Genomic DNA, 16,647 nt, shown 5'->3' with positions numbered 1-16,647 from the left:
TTGATCACCTGATTTCGACGATCTCCGCTTCGCCTCCGGCGATGACGGCGACCTCGCCGACACCCTTGCCGAACAGCGCGCGCGCCAGCGGCGAGGCGTGCGAGATCGTCCCGTGCGCTGGCTCGGCCTCGTCCTCGCCGACGATCCGGAACGTCTGTCGCCGGTCATCCTCGCGCACGATGGTGACGGTGTGGCCGAAGCGCACGACGGAATTGTCTGATGGCTCGGGGGCCACCCTTGCCGTGGCGCGCCGGGCATTCCAATAGCGGAAGTCGCGGCGGGCACTAGCCAGCGCCTCGCGATCGCGGGTGGATTGCGCCGCAGCCTGGGCTGCGGCCAACGCCTGCTCGATGCGGCGAAGACCTTCGGCCGTCACATCATTCGGAAGATCGGAGATTGGCCGGTCAGGCAGACCTTCGACGTCCTCTGGTTCCTTGACGAACGCCCTACTCATGCCTGTCAACGTTGATGGCCCGGGACGGTTCCTGTGAAGTCACGCGCCGGCCGCGATCGCGACCGCGCCGGGCAACAAAAAAGCGGCGCTTTTGGCGCCGCTTTTGAAAACTGAGATTTGGACGAGTTACGCCGCTTCGGCGGACTTCTCTTCCACCGGACCGGAATCCTGGCCCTTGGCGTCGACGTCGCGGTCAACGAATTCGATCACGGCCATCGGCGCATTGTCGCCGTAGCGGAAGCCGGCCTTGATGATGCGGGTGTAGCCGCCCTGGCGGTCCTTGTACCGGGGCGCCAGCGTGTCGAACAGCTTCTTGACCTGGTCCTTGTCACGCATCTCGGAGATCGCCTGGCGGCGCATGGCCAGCCCACCCTTCTTGCCGAGGGTGACGAGCTTCTCGACGATCGGGCGCAACTCCTTGGCCTTCGGCAGCGTGGTGACGATCTGCTCGTGCTTGATCAGCGCGGCGCACATGTTGGCGAACATCGCGCGGCGATGCTCGGCGGTGCGGTTGAGCTTTCGATGAACCTTGCCGTGACGCATTGATCTATTCCTTGGTCTGTCCTCGTCGCGACGGTTCGTCGGACATGTTGCTCAGGTGGGCTGCCTGCGTTCGCCCTGGGTAGCGATTAGCGAATGGTGAGTAGCGAATAGTTCTTCTCTGTTCGCTATTCGCCACTCCCTATTCGCTCAGTAGTGATCCTCGAAGCGCTTGGCGAGCTCGTCGATGTTCTCCGGCGGCCAGCCCGGCACTTCCATGCCGAGATGCAGACCCATCTGGGCCAGCACTTCCTTGATTTCGTTCAGCGACTTGCGGCCGAAGTTCGGGGTACGGAGCATTTCCGCTTCCGACTTCTGCACGAGGTCGCCAATGTAGACGATGTTGTCGTTCTTCAGGCAGTTTGCCGAACGCACCGACAGTTCGAGTTCGTCGACCTTCTTGAGGAACGCCGGGTTGAAGGCGAGATCGGGGATGATCTCCTGCGCGACTTCCTTGCGCGGCTCTTCGAAGTTCACGAACACGTTGAGCTGATCCTGGAGGATGCGCGCCGCATAGGCCACCGCGTCCTCCGGCGAGATTGCGCCGTTGGTCTCGATCGTCATGGTCAGCTTGTCGTAGTCGAGGATCTGGCCCTCGCGGGTATTCTCGACCTTGTAGGAGACCTTGCGCACGGGCGAGAACAGGCTGTCGACCGGGATCAGGCCGATCGGCGCGTCCTCGGGCCGGTTACGCTCGGCGGCGACGTAGCCCTTGCCGGCGGCAACCGTGAACTCCATGCGGATTTCGGCGCCCTCGTCCAGCGTGCAGAGCTGCAGGTCGGGATTGAGCACGACGATGTCGCCGACGGTCTGGATGTCGCCGGCAGTGACGACGCCCGGACCCGACTTCTTCACGACCATGCGCTTGGGGCCTTCGCCCTGCATCTTGATCGAGATGTCCTTGATGTTGAGCACGATGTCGGTGACGTCCTCGCGAACGCCCGCGATCGAGGAGAACTCGTGCAGCACGCCGTCGATGTGCACCGACTGCACGGCGGCGCCTTGCAGCGATGACAACAGGATGCGGCGCAGCGCGTTGCCGAGCGTCTGGCCGAAGCCGCGCTCAAGCGGCTCGGCGACGACGGTCGCAAACCGGGTCGCATCGCCGCCCGGCGTTACCTGCAGCTTGTTCGGTCGAATGAGTTCTTGCCAATTTTTCTGGATCGTCACTTTGTCACCCCTTCGGGTCAATAGACCGGGCCAGTCGATCCGCCTTCAGATCACTGGCGTTGGAGATCGCGGGAATCAGTCCGCGGAAAATTCCAAAAGCAATCGCGAGCGGCAAAACCGCCCGCGACCAGACATCAAACGCGCCGGCGCTTGCGCGGACGGCAACCATTGTGCGGGATCGTGGTCACGTCGCGGATCGACGTGACGGTGAAGCCCGCCGCCTGCAGCGCGCGAAGCGCCGATTCGCGGCCCGAACCGGGGCCGGCAACTTCCACTTCCAGGGTGCGCATGCCGTGTTCCTGCGCCTTCTTGGAAACGTCTTCGGCCGCGACCTGCGCGGCATAGGGGGTCGACTTGCGCGAGCCCTTGAAGCCCATCGTGCCGGCCGAGGACCAGGCAATGGTGTTGCCCTGCGCGTCGGTGATGGTGATGGTTGTGTTGTTGAAGGACGAATTTACGTGTGCAATGCCGGATGCGATATTCTTGCGTTCGCGGCGGCGTACGCGGGTGGCTTCCTTGCCCATTACCTAAAACCTTCCTGTGATCTCAAACGCCGCCGTACTGCCAGCGGCTACACCTAAGAAGCGAATGGTGAGTGGCGAATGGCGAATAGAACCATTCGCTACTCCCCGTTCGCTATTCGCTAAATTACTTCTTCTTGCCGGCGATCGACTTGGCCGGGCCCTTGCGCGTGCGCGCATTGGTGTGGGTGCGCTGGCCGCGCACCGGCAGGCCGCGGCGATGACGCAGGCCGCGATAGCAGCCGAGGTCCATTAGCCGCTTGATGTTGATACCGGTCTCGCGGCGAAGGTCGCCCTCGACGAGATAGTCGCGGTCGATGACTTCGCGGATCTGCAGGACTTCCTGGTCGCTCAACTGGCTGACACGACGATCAGCCGGGATCTTGACCTTCTCCATGATCTCGGACGCGTTCTTCTGGCCGATGCCATGGATGTACTGGAGCGCGATCAGAACGCGCTTGTTGGTCGGGATATTCACGCCGGCAATACGGGCCACGGACTTCTCTCCTGTCGCCGATCCCCTATGGACCGGACCATGTTCTTGCTAACTCGGGCAGGTGTCCGCAAACGCGAACACGACGCCCTTCCCCTCATCTCTTTCGGGGCCCGGCATCGTCAAAAAACTATCCGACTTGGATGCGGGGCTTATTAAAGGATTCAACTCGGTTTCGTCAACCGCCTCTACCGCTTAGCTCGCTTTTTCGTGACCTTTTTGGCCGCCTTCCGAACGGTCTTCCTGGCGGCCTTTTTGGCCTTGCCGGCGGTCCGCCCTTTAGCAGCCCCCCTGCCAGTCGAGGCGGCCTTGCGGGTCGCCCTCCCAGTCCCCCTGGAGGCCGCTTTCTTGGCCTTTCCAGCCGTTTTGGCCGCCTTCCCGGCGGTTTTGCCGGCTTTTTTACCTGCGGGCTTCGCGCTCTTCCTCGTGCCCGCCTTGGTCTTCCTGGCCGGCGCTGCCGACCTCGCGGCCTTGGGTTCCACCGCGCCAACGGCGGACAGGATCCGGTTAATTTCCCGCGTGACCTGCTCAATGGTCATCATACCGTCGACGGTGGCAAGCTTCCGGCGCTCGGAATAATAGTGGATCAGCGGCTCGGTCATCGAACGGTAGCTCGCCAGCCGCTTCGACAGCACTTCCGGGGTATCGTCGATTCGCACTTCCTCGCCGCGGGCCTGCATCTCGGCAACCCGCGTCTCGACGCGATTGAGAAGCGCGCTCTCGTTGACACGCAGTTCGATGACGGCATCCAACTTGATGTGCTTCTTCTTCAGGAGCTCGTCGAGGGCTGCGGCCTGCGGCACGGTGCGCGGAAACCCGTCGAGGATGAAACCCTTCTTCATGTCGGGCTGGTCGAGACGGTCGGAGATGATCCCGATCACGATCTCATCCGGCACCAGCGCGCCGCTGGCCATGATGTCCTTGGCCTGCAGGCCGATCGGCGTTTCGGCGGCGACCGCAGCACGCAGCATCTCGCCGGTTGAGAGCTGCACGATGCCGTACTTCTGGACCAGCCGCTGGGCCTGGGTCCCCTTGCCCGCGCCCGGCGGACCCAAAAGGATCAATCTCATGACTATTCGCCCCCCGGCTTGGTGAGCGAGTCGCCGCACACCTTGTCTTGAATTTCAGACCACGCGTGTCCGCTGGTTAGCGGCGGCGGCCCCTGAGCTTCGATTTCCGGATCAGCCCCTCATACTGATGGGCCAACAGATAACCCTGCACCTGCGCCACCGTATCCATGGTCACGCTGACGACGATCAGAAGCGAGGTTCCGCCGAAATAGAACGGCACCGAGGCGTAGGAAATCAGGATTTCGGGAATCAAACACACGATCGCCAGATAGATCGCGCCCACCACGGTGACACGCGACAGCACGTAATCGATATATTCGGCGGTGCGTTCGCCCGGACGAATGCCCGGGATGAAGCCGCCGTGCTTCTTCAGATTGTCTGCGGTCTCGGTCGGGTTGAACACGATCGCGGTGTAGAAGAACGCGAAGAACACGATCAGGCTCAGATAGAGGATCAAGAACAGCGGACGGCCGTGGCTGAGCTGGGTGTTGAGCCACTGGAACCATTCCGGGCCCTGGCCGGCGTTGAAGTTTGCGACGGTCGCCGGCAGCAGCAACAGCGACGAGGCGAAGATCGGCGGGATCACGCCTGAGGTGTTGAGCTTGAGCGGCAGATGCGAGGACTGGCCCTCGAACATCTTGTTGCCGACCTGACGCTTCGGATACTGGATCAGAAGCCGCCGCTGCGCGCGCTCCATGAACACGATGAAGGCGATCACGGCGATCGCCATCACGATCACGAGCAGGATCAGGCCGGTCGACAGCGCGCCCTGGCGTCCCAGTTCCAGCATGTTGGCGAGAGCTGACGGCAGCTCGGCCACGATGCCGGCCATAATGATCAGCGAGATGCCGTTGCCGATGCCGCGCGAGGTGATCTGCTCGCCCAGCCACATCAGGAACATGGTGCCGCCGGTCAGCGTGATCGTGGTGGAGAGCAGGAAGAACATCCCGGGCTCGCTGACCACGTTGCCGGCACCCTGGAGGCCAACGGCGATGCCGTAGGCCTGGAACGTGGCGAGAATCACCGTGAGGTAGCGGGTATACTGGTTCAGCGTCTTGCGGCCCGCCTCGCCTTCCTTCTTCAGCGCTTCGAGCTTGGGCGATACCGTGGTCAGGAGCTGGATGATGATCGATGCCGAGATGTACGGCATGATGTTCAGTGCGAAGATCGCCATGCGGTTGATGCCGCCGCCGGCGAACATGTTGAACATGCCGAGGATGCCGCCAGCCTGCGACTGGAACACCTGCTGCCAGGCCGCGGGATCGATGCCGGGCAGCGGGATATAGGTGCCGAGCCGATAAATAAGCAGCGCACCCAGCGTGAACCAGATGCGCTTCTTCAGTTCGTCGGCTTTGGCCAAAGCGCCGAAATTGAGGTTTGCCGCGAGTTGTTCTGCTGCTGAGACCATGTTCAGGCTTTCTCCCGCCGCCTCGAAGGCCGACGCCCCGGACGGGGCAATCGGCAGACGCCGGACATTATTTGGTGCTCGGCTTCGATAAGTCCATCGGTCTATGCCCGCGATCGGGCGGGCATGACGCAGATGTTACGCCGCCTCGCCTTCTTCCTTCTTGGCCGGGGCCAGGATCTTCACCGAGCCGCCGGCCTTCTCGACCGCTTCGATGGCGGATTTCGAGGCGCCATACACCTCGATCGCGAGCTTGGCCTTGAGTTCGCCGCGGCCGAGCAGCCGCAGGCCGTCCTTGGCGCGGCGGATCACACCGGCCTTCACCAGCGATTCGACCGTGACGGTTTCCTTGGTATCGACCAGCTTGGCGTCGATCGCCTCCTGCAGCCTGTCGAGATTGATCTCGGCAAAGTCGAGCCGGAAGATGTTGTTGAAGCCACGCTTCGGCAGGCGGCGATGCAGCGGCATCTGGCCGCCCTCGAAGCCCTTGATGCGCACGCCCGAACGCGCGGTCTGGCCCTTGCCGCCGCGGCCCGAAGTCTTGCCCTTGCCCGAACCGATGCCACGGCCGACGCGCATGCGCTTTTTGCGCGAGCCGGCGTTGTCGGCGATATCGCTGAGCTTCATCGCCCTGTCTCCTTGTTTTCTCACTTCTCGCCGACGATACGGACGAGATGCTGAACCTTGCTGATCATGCCACGAACTTCAGGGGTGTCCTGCAGCTCGGCAACCCGGCCGATCTTGTTGAGCTTGAGGCCGATCAACGTCGAACGCTGCGAGTGGTGGCGGCGGATCGCGCTGCCTGTCTGCTCGACCTTGATCGTCTTTGCGGCCTTGGCCATCGTCTTAACTCCAAATAGCGCTTAAAGTTCGCGCCGGTTATTCAGCCACCACTTCGGCGTCGCCACCGACGCGGCGCGACTGCAGCGTGGACACCTTGATGTTGCGGCGTGCCGCCACCGAACGCGGCGAATCCTGATGCTTCAGCGCGTCGAAGGTCGCGCGAACCATGTTGTAGGGATTCGACGAGCCGATCGACTTCGCCACCACGTCCTGGATGCCGAGCGTCTCGAACACCGCGCGCATCGGGCCGCCGGCGATGATGCCGGTACCGGCCGGAGCGGCGCGCAGGTAGACGCGGCCGGCGCCGTGGCGGCCGGCGATGTCGTGATGCAGCGTGCGACCTTCGCGCAGCGCCACGCGCGTCAGGTTGCGCTTGGCCGATTCGGTCGCCTTGCGGATCGCCTCGGGCACTTCGCGCGCCTTGCCGTGGCCGAAACCGACCCGGCCCTTCTGGTCGCCGATCACGACCAGCGCCGCAAAGCCGAAGCGCTTGCCGCCCTTGACGACCTTCGCCACGCGATTGATGTGGACGAGCTTGTCGACGAACTCGCTGTCGCGCTCCTCGCGATCCCTGCTCCGTTCGCGTCCGCCGCGTTCGCGTTCACCTGCCATGGTGTTTTCCAATCTTTAGGGGAAGAAAGCCCCTGTCCTCGTAATTATCCAAAACCGGTTCGTTAGAAGCTCAGTCCGCTTTCGCGGGCGGCGTCCGCGAGCGCCTTGACGCGCCCGTGGTAGAGATAGCTGCCGCGATCGAACACCACTTCCTTGACGCCGTTCTTTACGGCGCGTTCCGCCAGCAGCTTGCCGACGGCCTTGGCCGCATCGATGTTGGCGCCGGTGTTGCCGGCCTCGCGCATGGTCTTTTCCAGCGACGAGGCCGAAGCCAGCGTCTCGCCCTTCAGGTCGTCGATGACCTGGGCGTAGATGTGCTTCGACGAACGGAATACCGACAGACGCGGGCGTCCATTGGCAGACCGGCGCAGCGAGTTGCGCACGCGCTGCTTGCGCCGGGCATTCGTGACCTTGAGTGACATGACCGGCTCCGTTACTTCTTCTTGCCTTCCTTGCGGAAGATGAATTCGTTGGCGTACTTCACGCCCTTGCCCTTGTAGGGCTCCGGCGGACGGTAGGCGCGGATCTCGGCGGCAACCTGACCGACGCGCTGGGAATCGGTGCCCGAAATCGTGATCTCGGTCGGCTTCGGCACCGCGATGGTGATGCCTTCCGGGATCGCATAGACCACGTCGTGGCTGTAGCCGAGCGCGAGCTGCAGGTTCTTGCCCTGCATCGCGGCGCGGTAACCGACGCCGGTGATCTCGAGCTTCTTCTCGAAGCCCTTGGTGACGCCCTCGACCAGGTTCGCGACCTGCGCGCGCGCAGTGCCGTACATGGCCTGGGCGCGGTTGGTCTTGAACTTCGGCGCGACCTTGACCGCACCGCTCTCGAACTTCACCTCGACGTCGTCATGCACGACGAACTGAAGCTGGCCCTTCGGCCCCTTCATCTTGACGGTCTGTCCCTCGACGGTCGCCGTCACACCGGACGGAACCACCACAGGCCGTTTGCCAACACGTGACATGGCTAAAAATCCTTCCTCAGAACACCGTGAAGAGAACTTCGCCGCCCACATTCGCGTCTCGCGCGGCGTGGTCGGCCATGATTCCCTTCGGCGTCGACAACACCGAAATGCCGAGACCGTTGTTCACGCGCGGCAGGTTCTTCACCGAGGCGTAAACCCGGCGGCCGGGCTTGGAGACCCGCTCGATCTCGCGAATGACGGGCTCGCCGTCGAAATACTTCAGCTCGATCTCGAGTTCGCTGCGGCCCGAAGCATGCTCCACGCTGGCATAGCCGCGGATGTAGCCCTCGGCCTTCAGCACTTCGAGCACGCTGGCGCGCATCTTCGAGCCCGGGGTCGAGACCTTGGACTTCGAACGCATCTGCGCGTTGCGGATGCGGGTGATGAGATCGCTGATCGGATCGTGCGTTGACATCTGACGACCCTCCTTACCAGCTCGACTTCACGAGCCCGGGAACCAGACCCTTGGAGCCGAGTTCACGCAGCGCGATGCGGGAAAGCTTGTTCTTGCGGTAGTTCGAGCGCGGGCGACCGGTCAGTTCGCAGCGGTTGCGAATGCGCGTCGTCGACGAGTTGCGCGGCATCTGGGCGAGCTTCAGGGTCGCCGCAAACCGCTCTTCCATCGGCTTGGTCTTGTCGGCGATGATCGCCTTCAGCTTCGCGCGCGCAGGCGCGGCGTTCTTGGCCATCCGCTTGCGCCGGTTGTTCTTCTCGATCGAACTCTTCTTTGCCATGCTTGGCTCCTGGGTTTCCGCGTTTGAGAGGCTTTACTTGCGTCTCACTGCCGGAACGGGAAATTGAAAGCGGTCAACAAGGCGCGCGCCTCGTCGTCGGTCTTCGCCGTGGTGCAGACGGTGATGTCCATGCCGCGGGCTTCCGAAACCTTGTCGAAGTCGATTTCGGGGAAAATGATGTGCTCCTTGAGGCCGAGCGAGTAGTTGCCGCGACCGTCGAAGCTCTTCGGATTGAGGCCACGGAAATCGCGCACGCGCGGCAGCGCCACGTTCACGAGGCGGTCGATGAACTCGTACATGCGTGCTTTCCGCAGCGTGACCTTGCAGCCGATCGGCTGGTTCTCGCGCAGCTTGAAGGTCGCGATCGCGATCCGCGAATAGGTCACGATCGCCTTCTGGCCGGCGATCTGCGTCAGTTCGCCAGCCGCGGTCTCGGCCTTCTTGCGGTCGTTGACCGCATCGCCGACGCCCATGTTGAGCACGACCTTGTCCAGCCGCGGCACCTGCATGACGTTGGCGTAGCCGAACTGCTCGGTCAGCTTGCCGCGAATGCTCTTGTCATACTCCGCGCGGAGGCGCGGCACGTAAGCGGTATCAGCCATCGATCTCTGCTCCCGAGCTCTTGGCAACGCGTACCTTCTTGCCATCAGCCTGAATCTTGAACCCTATGCGGGTCGGCTTCCCGTCCTTGCCGACATAGGCGATGTTGGACAGGTCGATCGGCGACTCCTTTGAGATGATGCCGCCTTCCTGGTTCTGGGTCTGCTTCTGGTGACGCTTCACCATGTTGACGCCGCGCACCAGCGCCTTGTTCTCGGCGGGGCGGACCTCGAATACTTCGCCGGTGCGACCCTTGTCGCGACCGGTCAGCACCATGACCTTGTCACCTTTCCGGATCTTGGCAGCCATCACAGCACCTCCGGCGCAAGCGAGATGATTTTCATGTGGTTCTTGGCGCGAAGCTCGCGCGGCACGGGCCCGAAGATACGGGTGCCGACCGGCTCCGACTGGTTGTTGATCAGCACCGCGGCGTTGCGGTCGAAGCGGATGACCGAGCCGTCGGCGCGACGGATGTCCTTGCGGACCCGCACCACGACGGCCTTCATCACGTCGCCCTTCTTCACCTTGCCGCGCGGGATCGCTTCCTTGATCGACACGACGATAACGTCGCCCACGGTGGCATAGCGGCGCTTGGAGCCCCCCAGCACCTTGATGCACATGACACGGCGTGCGCCTGAATTGTCGGCCACGTCGAGGTTGGTCTGCATCTGAATCATTGATGCACCTCGTCCTCTTTCTGATGCGCTCGAATTAGCGCCTAAAATTTTCCCGATTACTCATCCGGCCAGGCCGAATGAATCTCAGGCGGTTTTCTTCTGTTCGCCCCGGACCACGGTCCAGCGCTTCAACTTCGAGATCGGCTTGCTTTCCTCGATCCACACCATGTCGCCCGGCTTGAACTCGCTGTTCTCGTCGTGCGCGTGGTAGTTCTTGGAGCGGCGGATCGTCTTCTTGTAGATCGGATGGGTGAAGCGGCGATCGACGCGCACCACCACCGTCTTGGCTTGCTTGTCGCTCACGACCACGCCCTGAAGGGTACGTTTCGGCATAATACGGCCTCTTACTTCTTCTTCGCGCGAACCTGCGCGGCGATGGTCTTGATGCGGGCGATGTCGCGGCGGGCTTCGCGCAGCCGCGAGGTGTTTTCCAGCTGCCCTGTGGCGCGCTGGAAACGCAGATTGAAACGCTCCTTCTTCAGATTGAGGACGGCGTCCTCCCTCTGGTCGTCGCTCATCGCGCGGATGTCTTCAACTTTCATCGGGGCCATGACCGTTACTCCGCAATGCGCGCGACGAAACGCGTCTTGATCGGCAGCTTGGCGGCGGCGAGCGTGAGCGCTTCCTTCGCGGTCTGCACGTTGACGCCGTCGATCTCGAAAATCACCCGGCCCGGCTTGACCCGCGCCACCCACAGTTCCGGCGTGCCCTTGCCGGAGCCCATGCGGACTTCGGCGGGCTTCTTCGACACCGGCACGTCCGGGAACACGCGGATCCAGACGCGGCCGGCGCGCTTCATGTGGCGGGTCAGCGCGCGGCGCGCGGCTTCGATCTGGCGGGCGGTGACGCGCTCGGGCGCCATCGCCTTCAGGCCGAACTGGCCGAACGACAACGTCGCACCCGAAGTCGCAACGCCGTGGATACGGCCCTTATGCGCCTTCCGGAACTTCGTTTTCTTTGGTTGCATCATGGCTTTGAGCCCTCAAACCTTCCTAATGTCTCACGCTGCGGCGGCGTCGCGGCGCGGACGCGCGGTATCGCCTTCGGCCATCTTCTTGTCCTGGGCCATCGGATCGTGCTCGAGGATCTCGCCCTTGAAGATCCAGACCTTGACGCCGCAGGTGCCGAACGTCGTGAACGCGGTCGCCACGCCGTAATCGACGTCGGCGCGCAGCGTGTGCAGCGGCACGCGGCCCTCGCGGTACCACTCCATGCGCGCGATTTCGGCACCGCCCAGACGACCCGAGCAGTTGATGCGGATGCCTTCGGCGCCAAGACGCATCGCCGACTGCACCGCCCGCTTCATGGCGCGACGGAACGCGACGCGGCGCTCGAGCTGCTGCGCAATCGATTCGGCAACCAGGGTGGCGTCGAGCTCGGGCTTGCGGATCTCAACGATATTGATGACGACGTCGGAAGCCGTGATGTCGGCAACCCGCTTGCGCAGCTTGTCGATATCGGCACCCTTCTTGCCGATCACGACGCCCGGACGCGCCGAATGGATCGTGACGCGGCACTTCTTGTGCGGACGCTCGATCACGATGCGGGCGACGGCCGCCTGCTTGAGTTCCTTGTGCAGGATCTCGCGGATCTTGACGTCTTCATGCAGGAGCTTGCCGTATTCGCTCTTGCCGGCGAACCAACGCGAATCCCACGTGCGGTTGATGCCGAGACGCAGTCCGATTGGATTGATCTTTTGACCCATCGTTTTCTCCCGCGCCGCTTTAAGCGCTTGCCTCGGCCTCGACCTGACGAACCACGATGGTCAGGTGCGAGAACGGTTTGTAGATACGACCCGAGCGGCCACGGCCGCGGGGCGAAAAACGCTTCATGACGATGCCGTTGCCGACATGGGCCTCGGCGACGACAAGATCGTCGACCTCGAGGTCATGGTTGTTCTCGGCGTTCGCGATCGCCGATTCCAGGCACTTCTTGACGTCGACCGCGATCCGCTTGCGCGAGAACTGCAGGTCGGCGAGCGCAGCCGACGCCTTCCGGCCGCGGATCAGTTGCGCGACAAGATTGAGCTTCTGCGGGCTGACGCGCAGCATCCGGGCGACTGCCTTGGCCTCGTTATCCGCGAGGCTACGTTCGCGCTTTGGTTTGCTCATCGTCTATTCCTCAAGCCTTCTTGGCTTTCTTGTCGCCAGAATGGCCATGGAAGGTACGGGTCGGCGAGAACTCGCCGAACTTGTGACCCACCATTTCCTCGTTGACCGAAACCGGCACGTGCTTCTGGCCGTTGTAGACGCCGAACGTCAGGCCGACGAATTGCGGCAGGATGGTCGAGCGGCGGCTCCAGATCTTGATGACGTCGTGACGGCCGGACGCACGCGCCGCATCTGCCTTCTTGAGCAGCGACGCCTCGACAAACGGGCCTTTCCAGACTGAACGAACCATGTCCGGCGTTCCTTACTTCTTCCGCTTGTGGCGGCTTAGGAGGATGAATCGGTTGGTCGACTTGTTCGACCGGGTCTTCTTGCCCTTGGTCGGCTTGCCCCACGGGGTGACCGGGTGGCGGCCGCCCGAGGTGCGGCCTTCTCCGCCGCCGTGCGGGTGATCGATCGGGTTCATGACGACGCCGCGGTTATGCGGACGCCAGCCTAGCCAGCGGGTGCGGCCGGCCTTGCCGATCGAAATGTTCATGTGATCGGGGTTCGACACCGCACCGATAGTGCCGCGGCAACGGCCGTGCACCAGGCGCTGCTCGCCCGAGTTCAGGCGCAGAATGACGTAATCCTGGTCGCGGCCGACGATCTGGGCGTAGGTGCCGGCGGAACGGGCGATCTGGCCGCCCTTCCCGATCTTCATCTCGATGTTGTGGACGATGGTGCCGACCGGCATGTTGCCGAGCGGCATGACATTGCCCGGCTTCACGTCGACATAGTTGCCGGCAACCACGGTGTCGCCCGCGGCCAGCCGCTGCGGCGCCAGGATGTAGGCCTGCTCACCGTCCTGATACTTGATCAGCGCGATGAACGCGGTGCGGTTCGGATCGTATTCCAGCCGCTCGACGACGGCGGGAACGTCGACCTTGTTCCGCTTGAAGTCCACCAAACGGTAGGCCTTCTTGTGGCCGCCGCCGCGGAAGCGCACGGTGATGCGGCCGGTGTTGTTGCGGCCGCCATTGCCGAGCTTGCCCTCGGTCAGCGCCTTCACCGGCTTGCCCTTGTAGAGCGCCGAACGGTCGACCATCACCAGCTGGCGCTGGCCCGGCGTCGTCGGATTGTATGTTTTCAATGCCATCGCTGTGTCGCCTTATAGTCCGGTGGTGACGTCGATGCGGTGGCCCTCTTCGAGGGTCACGACAGCCCGCTTCGAGTCCGACTGCGAACCGAAATTGCCGCGGAACACCTTGGTCTTGCCCTTGCGGACCAGCGTGTTCACGCTCTTCACCTTGACGTCGAACAGCTTCTCGACGGCTTCCTTGATTTGCGGCTTGGTCGCCTTGCCGGCGACCTTGAACACGACCTTGTTGTGCTCGGACGCAACCGTCGCCTTTTCGGTGACGACGGGGGCTACGATCACGTCGTAATGGCGCGGATCGATATTCTTCATTTGAAGCGCGCCTCCAGCGCATCCACTGCCGCCTTCGTCAGCACGAGCTTCTGACGGCGCAGAATGTCGTAGACGTTGATGCCCTGGATCGGCAGCACGTCGATATTCGGAATGTTGCGGGCCGCGGTCGCGAAACCGTTGTTGAGCTCGGCACCGTCGATGATCAGCGCATTGGTGAGCCCAAGCCCGGAGAAGTGACCGACCAGCGCCTTGGTCTTGGCTTCCTTGACCTGCGCGCTATCGATCACGATCAGGCCGCCATCCTTGGCCTTCGCCGACAGAGCATGCTTGAGCGCCAGCGCGCGCACCTTCTTCGGCAGGTCGGTCGCGTGCGAGCGAACCACCGGACCGAACGCTCGGCCACCGCCGCGGAACTGCGGCACGCGGGCCGAGCCGTGACGGGCGCCGCCGGTGCCCTTCTGCTTGTACATTTTCTTGCCGGTGCGCCAGATTTCGGCGCGCCCCTTTGCCTTGTGCGTTCCGGCCTGGCGCTTGTTGAGCTGCCATTGCACGCAGCGCTGGATGATGTCGGCACGCGGCTCCAGACCGAAGATCGCGTCCGAGAGCTGGACCGATCCAGCTTCCTTGCCTTCAAGGGTCGTGACTTTCAGTTCCATCTCACGCGCCCTCCTGCTCGGCCGGTGCAGCAGCAGCCTGCTCGCCGCCGGCGACCTTGAATTTGCCGGGCTTCGGAGCATCCTTCGGCAACGGCTTCTTCACGGCGTCGCGCACCGAGATCCAGCCGCCCTTGGAGCCGGGAACGGCGCCCTCGACCAGGATCAGGCCGCGCTCGACGTCGGTCTGCACCACACGCAAATTGAGCGTGGTGATGCGATCGACACCCATGTGACCGGGCATCTTCTTGTTCTTGAAGGTCTTGCCGGGATCCTGACGACCGCCGGTCGAACCGATCGAACGGTGCGAAACCGACACACCGTGGGTGGCGCGCAGACCGCCGAAATTCCAGCGCTTCATGCCGCCGGCAAAACCCTTACCGACCGAGGTGCCGGTGACGTCGACGAACTGGCCGACCACGAAATGGTCTGCCTGGATCTCGGCGCCAACCGGAATCAGCGCGTCTTCCGAGACGCGAAACTCGGCGACTTTCCGCTTGGGCTCGACCTTGGCCGTGGCAAACTGGCCGCGCTCCGCCTTGGGCAGATACACGGTCTTGCGGGTACCCGAACCGAGCTGCAGCGCGACGTAACCGTTCTTTTCGGTCGTGCGGTGGCCCAGCACCTGGCAATTGCCCAGCTTCAGCACGGTCACAGGGATATGTTCGCCGGCCTCCGTAAAGACCCGCGTCATCCCGACCTTTTGTGCGATCACTCCGGAGCGCATCGGCGTGCTTCCTGTTCTTTCTGTCCGCTAACGTCGGACGATCCTGAAAATCTTAGAGCTTGATCTCGACGTCGACACCGGCGGCCAGGTCGAGCTTCATCAAAGCATCGACGGTCTGCGGGGTCGGGTCGACAATGTCGAGAAGGCGCTTGTGGGTGCGCATCTCGAATTGCTCGCGGCTCTTCTTGTCGACGTGCGGCGAACGGTTGACGGTGAACTTCTCGATGCGGGTGGGTAGCGGAATGGGTCCGCGAACCTGGGCACCGGTACGTTTCGCCGTGTTCACGATCTCGCGGGTCGACGTATCGAGGATTCGATGGTCGAACGCCTTGAGACGGATGCGAATATTTTGGCCGTTCATTGCCGTTGTCTTTCTTTAGTGAGTGGCGAATAGCGAATAGCGAATGGTGCCATTCGCTACTCGCCAATCCCTATTCGCTTCCTTATTCGATGATGGCGGCGACGACGCCGGCGCCGACGGTGCGGCCGCCTTCGCGGATCGCGAAGCGCAGCTTTTCTTCCATCGCGATCGGCACGATCAGGTGCACTTCCATCGCGATGTTGTCGCCCGGCATCACCATCTCGGTGCCTTCGGGCAGGTGCACGACGCCGGTCACGTCGGTGGTGCGGAAGTAGAACTGCGGCCGGTAGTTGGTGAAGAACGGGGTGTGACGACCGCCCTCTTCCTTGGTCAGGATGTAGGCCTCAGCCTTGAACTTGGTGTGCGGCTTGACCGAACCTGGCTTCGCCAGCACCTGGCCACGCTCGACTTCCTCGCGCTTGGTGCCGCGGAGCAGCGCGCCGATGTTGTCGCCGGCCTGGCCCTGATCGAGCAGCTTGCGGAACATTTCGACGCCCGTGACGATGGTCTTCTGGGTGTCGCGCAGACCGACGATTTCGATTTCCTCGCCGACCTTGATGATGCCGCGCTCGACACGGCCGGTGACGACGGTGCCGCGGCCCGAGATCGAGAACACGTCTTCCACCGGCATCAGGAACGGCTGGTCAACCGGACGCTCCGGCTGCGGAATGTATTCGTCGACATTGCGCATCAGCTCGAGGATCGCGTCGTGGCCGAGCGTCTTGTCCTTGTCTTCGAGGGCGGCGAGCGCCGAGCCCTTGATGATCGGGATCTTGTCGCCTGGGAATTCGTACTTCGAGAGCAGTTCACGAACTTCGAGCTCGACGAGCTCGAGCAGCTCCGGATCGTCGACCATGTCGCACTTGTTCAGGAACACGACGAGCGCGGGAACACCGACCTGACGGGCGAGCAGGATGTGCTCGCGGGTCTGCGGCATCGGGCCGTCGGCGGCCGACACGACCAGGATCGCACCGTCCATCTGAGCGGCGCCGGTGATCATGTTCTTCACATAGTCGGCATGGCCGGGGCAGTCGACGTGGGCGTAGTGGCGGTTCTTCGTCTCATACTCGACGTGAGCGGTCGAGATGGTGATGCCGCGCGCCTTCTCTTCCGGCGCCTTGTCGATCTGGTCGTACGCCGTGAACGTTGCACCGCCGGTTTCAGCCAGCACCTTGGTGATCGCTGCGGTCAGCGATGTCTTGCCATGGTCGACGTGACCGATGGTTCCGATGTTGCAGTGCGGTTTAGTACGTTCAAACTTTGCTTTGGCCATTTGACTCTCCGTTCAATCGTTAGCTTGC

General features: G+C 62.9%; 29 protein-coding genes. All 29 read right to left on the bottom strand.

Annotated features, from left to right (window positions below; all coding sequences use genetic code 11):
• Positions 1 to 4: 4 nt before the first annotated feature.
• Positions 5 to 454 (bottom strand): transcription elongation factor GreA, encoded by a 450-nt coding sequence (greA, locus tag LMTR13_RS16875; RefSeq protein ID WP_065728830.1) that lies wholly within the window; start codon positions 452 to 454, stop codon positions 5 to 7.
• Between the two features lie 126 nt (positions 455 to 580).
• Positions 581 to 997 carry a 50S ribosomal protein L17 gene (rplQ, locus tag LMTR13_RS16870; protein ID WP_065728829.1) on the bottom strand — a complete coding sequence of 139 codons (417 nt, stop codon included), beginning with the start codon at positions 995 to 997 and terminating at the stop codon, positions 581 to 583.
• Positions 998 to 1,144: 147 nt separating this feature from the next.
• Complete coding sequence (locus LMTR13_RS16865) at positions 1,145 to 2,185, bottom strand: DNA-directed RNA polymerase subunit alpha (RefSeq protein WP_197521118.1); 1,041 nt, start codon at positions 2,183 to 2,185, stop codon at positions 1,145 to 1,147.
• Positions 2,186 to 2,298: 113 nt separating this feature from the next.
• Positions 2,299 to 2,688 carry a 30S ribosomal protein S11 gene (rpsK, locus tag LMTR13_RS16860; RefSeq protein ID WP_006021048.1) on the bottom strand — a complete coding sequence of 130 codons (390 nt, stop codon included), beginning with the start codon at positions 2,686 to 2,688 and terminating at the stop codon, positions 2,299 to 2,301.
• A 124-nt stretch (positions 2,689 to 2,812) separates the two neighbouring features.
• Complete coding sequence (rpsM, locus tag LMTR13_RS16855; protein ID WP_028349038.1) at positions 2,813 to 3,181, bottom strand: 30S ribosomal protein S13; 369 nt, start codon at positions 3,179 to 3,181, stop codon at positions 2,813 to 2,815.
• 185 nt (positions 3,182 to 3,366) lie between these two features.
• On the bottom strand, positions 3,367 to 4,248 hold the full coding sequence (locus LMTR13_RS16850) for an adenylate kinase (protein WP_065728827.1): 882 nt from the start codon (positions 4,246 to 4,248) through the stop codon (positions 3,367 to 3,369).
• A gap of 76 nt (positions 4,249 to 4,324) precedes the next feature.
• On the bottom strand, positions 4,325 to 5,656 hold the full coding sequence (gene secY / locus LMTR13_RS16845; protein WP_065728826.1) for a preprotein translocase subunit SecY: 1,332 nt from the start codon (positions 5,654 to 5,656) through the stop codon (positions 4,325 to 4,327).
• 135 nt (positions 5,657 to 5,791) lie between these two features.
• Entirely contained in the window at positions 5,792 to 6,280 is a 489-nt protein-coding gene (gene rplO / locus LMTR13_RS16840; RefSeq protein WP_065728825.1) for a 50S ribosomal protein L15, read from the bottom strand.
• Between the two features lie 20 nt (positions 6,281 to 6,300).
• Positions 6,301 to 6,495 (bottom strand): 50S ribosomal protein L30, encoded by a 195-nt coding sequence (rpmD, locus tag LMTR13_RS16835; protein WP_028349042.1) that lies wholly within the window; start codon positions 6,493 to 6,495, stop codon positions 6,301 to 6,303.
• 37 nt (positions 6,496 to 6,532) lie between these two features.
• Positions 6,533 to 7,108, bottom strand: a complete 576-nt coding sequence (rpsE, locus tag LMTR13_RS16830) for a 30S ribosomal protein S5 (protein WP_028349043.1) — start codon at positions 7,106 to 7,108, stop codon at positions 6,533 to 6,535.
• Between the two features lie 62 nt (positions 7,109 to 7,170).
• Positions 7,171 to 7,530: a 50S ribosomal protein L18 gene (gene rplR / locus LMTR13_RS16825; RefSeq protein WP_065728824.1), complete on the bottom strand. Its 360-nt coding sequence runs from the start codon at positions 7,528 to 7,530 to the stop codon at positions 7,171 to 7,173.
• An 11-nt stretch (positions 7,531 to 7,541) separates the two neighbouring features.
• Positions 7,542 to 8,075 carry a 50S ribosomal protein L6 gene (gene rplF, locus LMTR13_RS16820; protein ID WP_065728823.1) on the bottom strand — a complete coding sequence of 178 codons (534 nt, stop codon included), beginning with the start codon at positions 8,073 to 8,075 and terminating at the stop codon, positions 7,542 to 7,544.
• Between the two features lie 16 nt (positions 8,076 to 8,091).
• Positions 8,092 to 8,490, bottom strand: a complete 399-nt coding sequence (gene rpsH, locus LMTR13_RS16815) for a 30S ribosomal protein S8 (RefSeq protein WP_028349046.1) — start codon at positions 8,488 to 8,490, stop codon at positions 8,092 to 8,094.
• Positions 8,491 to 8,503: 13 nt separating this feature from the next.
• Positions 8,504 to 8,809, bottom strand: coding sequence for a 30S ribosomal protein S14 (gene rpsN / locus LMTR13_RS16810; RefSeq protein ID WP_065728822.1), 306 nt, complete (start codon positions 8,807 to 8,809; stop codon positions 8,504 to 8,506).
• Between the two features lie 44 nt (positions 8,810 to 8,853).
• Positions 8,854 to 9,411, bottom strand: a complete 558-nt coding sequence (gene rplE / locus LMTR13_RS16805; RefSeq protein ID WP_057843585.1) for a 50S ribosomal protein L5 — start codon at positions 9,409 to 9,411, stop codon at positions 8,854 to 8,856.
• On the bottom strand, positions 9,404 to 9,718 hold the full coding sequence (gene rplX, locus LMTR13_RS16800) for a 50S ribosomal protein L24 (protein WP_065728821.1): 315 nt from the start codon (positions 9,716 to 9,718) through the stop codon (positions 9,404 to 9,406). Before rplX ends, rplE begins: the two co-directional genes overlap by 8 nt.
• Positions 9,718 to 10,086, bottom strand: a complete 369-nt coding sequence (gene rplN, locus LMTR13_RS16795) for a 50S ribosomal protein L14 (RefSeq protein WP_011473865.1) — start codon at positions 10,084 to 10,086, stop codon at positions 9,718 to 9,720. The genes rplX and rplN overlap by 1 nt, the downstream gene beginning before the upstream one ends.
• Positions 10,087 to 10,170: 84 nt before the next feature.
• Positions 10,171 to 10,419 carry a 30S ribosomal protein S17 gene (rpsQ, locus tag LMTR13_RS16790; RefSeq protein ID WP_057843583.1) on the bottom strand — a complete coding sequence of 83 codons (249 nt, stop codon included), beginning with the start codon at positions 10,417 to 10,419 and terminating at the stop codon, positions 10,171 to 10,173.
• 11 nt (positions 10,420 to 10,430) lie between these two features.
• A complete protein-coding gene (gene rpmC / locus LMTR13_RS16785) occupies positions 10,431 to 10,637 on the bottom strand; it encodes a 50S ribosomal protein L29 (protein ID WP_028349051.1) in 207 nt (68 codons plus the stop codon).
• A 5-nt stretch (positions 10,638 to 10,642) separates the two neighbouring features.
• Positions 10,643 to 11,056: a 50S ribosomal protein L16 gene (rplP, locus tag LMTR13_RS16780; protein ID WP_057843582.1), complete on the bottom strand. Its 414-nt coding sequence runs from the start codon at positions 11,054 to 11,056 to the stop codon at positions 10,643 to 10,645.
• A gap of 30 nt (positions 11,057 to 11,086) precedes the next feature.
• Entirely contained in the window at positions 11,087 to 11,791 is a 705-nt protein-coding gene (rpsC, locus tag LMTR13_RS16775) for a 30S ribosomal protein S3 (RefSeq protein ID WP_028349053.1), read from the bottom strand.
• A gap of 19 nt (positions 11,792 to 11,810) precedes the next feature.
• Entirely contained in the window at positions 11,811 to 12,197 is a 387-nt protein-coding gene (gene rplV, locus LMTR13_RS16770) for a 50S ribosomal protein L22 (protein WP_028349054.1), read from the bottom strand.
• 10 nt (positions 12,198 to 12,207) lie between these two features.
• Entirely contained in the window at positions 12,208 to 12,486 is a 279-nt protein-coding gene (rpsS, locus tag LMTR13_RS16765) for a 30S ribosomal protein S19 (protein WP_024509042.1), read from the bottom strand.
• A gap of 12 nt (positions 12,487 to 12,498) precedes the next feature.
• The gene (rplB, locus tag LMTR13_RS16760) at positions 12,499 to 13,332 is read right to left on the bottom strand and encodes a 50S ribosomal protein L2 (protein ID WP_065728820.1); all 834 of its coding nucleotides are present in this window, start codon (positions 13,330 to 13,332) and stop codon (positions 12,499 to 12,501) included.
• A 12-nt stretch (positions 13,333 to 13,344) separates the two neighbouring features.
• On the bottom strand, positions 13,345 to 13,644 hold the full coding sequence (locus LMTR13_RS16755; protein ID WP_065728819.1) for a 50S ribosomal protein L23: 300 nt from the start codon (positions 13,642 to 13,644) through the stop codon (positions 13,345 to 13,347).
• Positions 13,641 to 14,261 carry a 50S ribosomal protein L4 gene (gene rplD, locus LMTR13_RS16750; protein WP_065728818.1) on the bottom strand — a complete coding sequence of 207 codons (621 nt, stop codon included), beginning with the start codon at positions 14,259 to 14,261 and terminating at the stop codon, positions 13,641 to 13,643. Before rplD ends, LMTR13_RS16755 begins: the two co-directional genes overlap by 4 nt.
• 1 nt (position 14,262) lies before the next feature.
• Entirely contained in the window at positions 14,263 to 14,985 is a 723-nt protein-coding gene (gene rplC, locus LMTR13_RS16745; RefSeq protein ID WP_065728817.1) for a 50S ribosomal protein L3, read from the bottom strand.
• 52 nt (positions 14,986 to 15,037) lie between these two features.
• Positions 15,038 to 15,346, bottom strand: coding sequence for a 30S ribosomal protein S10 (gene rpsJ / locus LMTR13_RS16740; RefSeq protein ID WP_002712302.1), 309 nt, complete (start codon positions 15,344 to 15,346; stop codon positions 15,038 to 15,040).
• Between the two features lie 82 nt (positions 15,347 to 15,428).
• A complete protein-coding gene (gene tuf, locus LMTR13_RS16735; RefSeq protein WP_065728816.1) occupies positions 15,429 to 16,619 on the bottom strand; it encodes an elongation factor Tu in 1,191 nt (396 codons plus the stop codon).
• Positions 16,620 to 16,647 lie beyond the last annotated feature (28 nt).

It is taken from the genome of Bradyrhizobium icense (genome assembly GCF_001693385.1).
GTDB classification, from domain to species: domain Bacteria; phylum Pseudomonadota; class Alphaproteobacteria; order Rhizobiales; family Xanthobacteraceae; genus Bradyrhizobium; species Bradyrhizobium icense.
The sequence above is the reverse complement of the archived record's forward strand: the minus strand, read 5'-3'. Positions and strand labels throughout refer to the sequence as shown.